The organism is Synechococcus sp. R3-13 (assembly GCF_047462195.1).
Classification (GTDB): domain Bacteria; phylum Cyanobacteriota; class Cyanobacteriia; order Thermostichales; family Thermostichaceae; genus Thermostichus.
Genome location: NZ_JANSIO010000114.1, coordinates 1 through 3,857, shown reverse-complemented (window position 1 = coordinate 3,857; position 3,857 = coordinate 1). Strand labels below are relative to the sequence as shown.

Genomic DNA, 3,857 nt, shown 5'->3' with positions numbered 1-3,857 from the left:
GTTCAGCAGTGTTCAGCGTAAATGTATCAGACCAGTCCGCCGGCCACCCTCTACAACCCGTGCAGATTTGTCTTTGGCGTAGAAAAGATTCCACCTAGCCTGCCAGCCTCACTTTGTGGATGCTGTAGGAAATTTTCTTCCCTATGCATCATCAGTTCAATCTTCCAAAGGATCCAACTTGGGATCCAGACTCTTGGCCGTTAGACGCAGAGCCTCCGCCTGCTCCATTACCCGTGGAGCTTGAGCTGCCGTCTCAACGCCCTGGCGATAGCTCTCCCACAGGGGCATTTCTGGGTAGGTCTGCTGCAACTCGCTGATCTGATCCAGAAGGGCCTCCAGCCAGCCGGCCGTGCTCCAAGTGAGCAGAAACTGGAAGGGGTTCCACAGGTTGAGCTGCCGCCCCAATTCATTTAGGCTCTCGTTGCGAATGGGCGGATCGAAGATGTCCGCCACCGTCATTAACTGGCGGGCCAGCAGGGGTCTGAGGATTTTCTCGGCAGCTTCCACCACAGCAGGGATGGCAGCTTGGATCCGGTCGGGTCTGGGAATGTTCCGCGCCTGGGGCAAGGCTTGCAGCACCAACTCCAGTCGCCGCCCTGCCTCTGCCGATTCCAAAGCCGATTCCAGGGTGGTGCCCACACTGAGAAACACTTCTCCCGTCAGCAGCCGCACTGCATCGATGACCAGGTGATACAAGGGAGGGATCACGAGCTTGATCCACTCACTCTGGAAAAACTCCCGCAGCCGCCGTGCCGCATAGTCCCCCACTTGGGTGGTCTGGATCCCCACTTGAGTGAGATTGAGATACCAGTCGGGAGGAGATCCCTTGGGATCCAGCCAACGGCGCAGCGTTTGCCATTCTTCTTCTGTGAGGGCAGTTCGTCCCTGTTTTAAGCCAGTTCGCCGCAGCTTGCCCTCGGCATTCAAGAGCTTGCGCAGCTCCGGTGTGCCCAGCAAGGACAAGGCACCTGCCGAACCCACACTGCCGATCTCGATGGCGATCAAGGCGGCCAACAAGGCGGCTGAGGCCTTTACTTGAATCTGGCCGCTTTTGTCCATCACCAAAGGCAGGCGGCTGTTGCCATAGGCACGGGCACTCATCGCCTCCAGAGCAGAGCGTTGGTCAGAGGTCAGCGTCCGAGCCCAAGAAGGGATCCCGTGGCTTTCCGCCTCTGGATAGGCCGCTTCCTGCAAGCCGTGATACAGCAAGCTGGCCACCCAGGCGCGATCCGCAGCCTGCCGCAAAGAGCCAATGACCACTTCCCATTGGCAGGGGTTAAGCAGGGGCAAGAGCGCTTGCAGCTCTCGGTGGATGGGCTCTGGGGATCCCGCCGTTCTCGACTGTTCCAGAGCGCTTTGCAGCCGATCCCGCGCCTCTCGGCACAGCCCGCCCCACTCCAGTTGCAGGCGAGCCAGGGTCTGTTGCACCGTCTCTTCGGAGCGACGGGGTAGATCCTGCCAGCCCGCTTCCAGCTGCCGCCACAGCCCCTCCCAGTTCAGGCCCTCAGCAGCACCATTCACGGGATCCGAGGCAACCTTTGCGCTGGGCGAGGCATTTTGGGGCTCGGAATGGAAAGGGGGATTCAGGGGTTCAGACATGGACAGAATCCGCTTCAAGGGGATCACGGGCATTATAGCTAGGGGTAAAACGCCAGCCGAGGCAAACCCAACGTTTCCGGCCATCCCATCATCAAGTTGAGACACTGCACTGCCTGCCCGGCTTGCCCTTTCATCAGGTTATCGATCACCGACAGGACGATAACGCGGTTGGTGCGGCTGTCCACCTCCACCCCGATCATGCAGGTGTTGGTGCCGGAGACCCATTTGGTTTGCGGGTAGACCCCCCGCGGCAGCACCTTCACCCAGGGAGATTGGCGATAGAAAGCATTGTAAATGGTGAGCAAATCTTCCCCCACAAAGCCGGGATCCCGCAGAGTGGCATACAAGGTGACGTGGATCCCCCGCACCATGGGCACCAGATGGGGCGTAAATTGCACGGTGATGGGGGTGTGGGTCAGGTCGGTGCAAGCTTGCTCGATCTCGGGCGTATGGCGGTGCTGGGCCACTCCATAGGCTGCCAGAGAGCCGTCCACTTCGGCAAACAGGGATCCCACCTTGGGGGTACGACCTGCCCCCGAAACGCCGGATTTGGCATCGAAAATGAGGCTGTCCAGCTCCACCAACCCCTGCCGCAGCAGAGGAGCAACCGCCAACAATGAGGCAGTGGGATAACAGCCGGGACAGCCCACCAGTTGGGCTTGGGCAATCGCCTCGCGATAAAGTTCCGGCAACCCATAGACCGCCTGCTCATTGGCCTGGCGATAGGCAGGGCTGGGCCAGTTGGGATCCGTCTGACCCATGCGGTACCAAGATTGGTAGGTGGCCAGGTTGCGAAAGCGGTAATCCGCCGACAGATCTAAGACTTTGCACCCTTTGGCCAGCAAGGGCGGAGCCAGCTCAGCAGCCAGCCCATTGGGGAGAGACAAAAACACCACATCGCTGTTGGCGGCAATACGATCCACCTCTACCGGCTGAACGGTCAGATCCACGGCCTGGGCCAACTGGGGATAGAGATCCCCGTAGCGCTTGCCGGCACTGTCTTGCCCGGCCAGGTAGGTGATCTGCACGCCGGGATGCTCGCTCAGTAACCGCACCAACTGTACCCCTCCGTAGCCGGAAGCGCCGACAATGCCAATGCGGACAGGCTCTGTGGGGTGGGGTGGGCGGGGCGCCATGTTGGCCATGGGGGGGCTGCCTGTGCAAGAGGGTTGCGTGATGGCTTGCCTTAAGTTCTACCGCATTTTTCTGCTGCATTTGACGCTGCATGGGTGCGGATCCCATCTTGTTCATTCGCGTTGGCGTTGCGTGGCCATCCAGGGGGATTTGTTATGCTGGGTTCACCTGAGCCGCTCGGGCCTTGGCAGCGGCTTCCGTAATATCTGTCTATGTTCTGTGTAGCTTTACTAATCTGCGGTCTATGCACTATGAGCGATTGATCAACATGGTCTTGCGGGCCTACGGCCAAAGCAGCCGCCATGGCCTGGATCAGGAAACTCTGACCCTCTACTCAGAAGGCCCCTACACCCTCTACAAACTCACTTCCCATTTCGATCGCCGCTCCATTTTTGTGTTGGCCCAGAATCAGCGGGATATGTTTGTTTCTGGCGATGCGTTTAACAACAAGCTGATCCCAGGAGAATGGCAGGCGTGGCTGCACCAGAAAGCGTTGGGCATTGCCCCCGACACGGCCCAAGCGGGTTAGCCGAAGACCATATCTGGCGTGGAAGGATCCCCAAGCCCGCACCCGGCCTGTTGAGATCCAGCCCATGCTGACAATGGCCGCCTACTTCCAGCTCAGAGGGTGGTGGGATCCACAGGTCGCTCCACCTGTCCAGAATCTACCCGCCACTGGCCAAAACCCCTGGCTGAACCTGTCGGGGCACCACTGAGAGACGATCCAGATCGGCACAGTAGGCCAGATCCTGATCGTTTTCCGGCCCCAGACCCAATAGCCGTTGCCCGTGGCTAGAGCGCCGCAACAAACCCAGCAGATCATCCTGCCAAGTTTGGTACAGGGCCAAGGCTGCCACTGCCTCGTCGTTGCCCAACTGGTTCAAAGAGCAGCCCAAGCGATGCAAGATGGCTCCGGCACAGGCAGTATCTTCCAGCGAAAAGGCCCCTTCCCACCCGGATCCCACCAGCCACACCTCGGCAAAGGAGCCTCGTCTGAGAAAATCCACCACGGCTCCCAAGTTCACCAGGGCTGCTGTAATCACCACTGGGATCCCTTCCAGGCGCTGTAGGCTGCGCGTGCCGTTGGTGGTGCTCAGGAAGATGCGCTTGTCCCGCACGCGGTC

4 protein-coding genes are annotated in these 3,857 nt (G+C 59.7%); 1 reads left to right on the top strand and 3 read right to left on the bottom strand.

Going from position 1 to position 3,857, the window contains the following annotated elements:
- Positions 1 to 156: 156 nt before the first annotated feature.
- Together NW856_RS03885 and argC are read right to left on the bottom strand one after the other, a co-directional pair.
- A complete protein-coding gene (locus tag NW856_RS03885; protein WP_414399195.1) occupies positions 157 to 1,599 on the bottom strand; it encodes a hypothetical protein in 1,443 nt (480 codons plus the stop codon).
- A gap of 38 nt (positions 1,600 to 1,637) precedes the next feature.
- The gene (gene argC, locus NW856_RS03880; protein ID WP_011431956.1) at positions 1,638 to 2,744 is read right to left on the bottom strand and encodes an N-acetyl-gamma-glutamyl-phosphate reductase; all 1,107 of its coding nucleotides are present in this window, start codon (positions 2,742 to 2,744) and stop codon (positions 1,638 to 1,640) included.
- Positions 2,745 to 2,977: 233 nt separating this feature from the next.
- Between argC and NW856_RS03875 the strand changes: the two genes are divergently transcribed.
- Positions 2,978 to 3,262: a hypothetical protein gene (locus NW856_RS03875; protein ID WP_011431955.1), complete on the top strand. Its 285-nt coding sequence runs from the start codon at positions 2,978 to 2,980 to the stop codon at positions 3,260 to 3,262.
- 136 nt (positions 3,263 to 3,398) lie between these two features.
- Here the strand turns inward: NW856_RS03875 and NW856_RS03870 are convergent.
- Positions 3,399 to 3,857, bottom strand: a 459-nt coding sequence (locus NW856_RS03870; RefSeq protein ID WP_414399193.1) for a 2-phosphosulfolactate phosphatase, incomplete at its 5' end; no start/stop codon positions are given.

Bases quoted from the DNA above. Each gene is read 5' to 3' on its own strand.
- NW856_RS03885 (WP_414399195.1), bottom strand. From the start codon at position 1,599: ATGTCTGAACCCCTGAATCCCCCTTTCCATTCCGAGCCCCAAAATGCC.
- argC (WP_011431956.1), bottom strand. From the start codon at position 2,744: ATGGCCAACATGGCGCCCCGCCCACCCCACCCCACAGAGCCTGTCCGC.
- NW856_RS03875 (WP_011431955.1), top strand. From the start codon at position 2,978: ATGCACTATGAGCGATTGATCAACATGGTCTTGCGGGCCTACGGCCAA.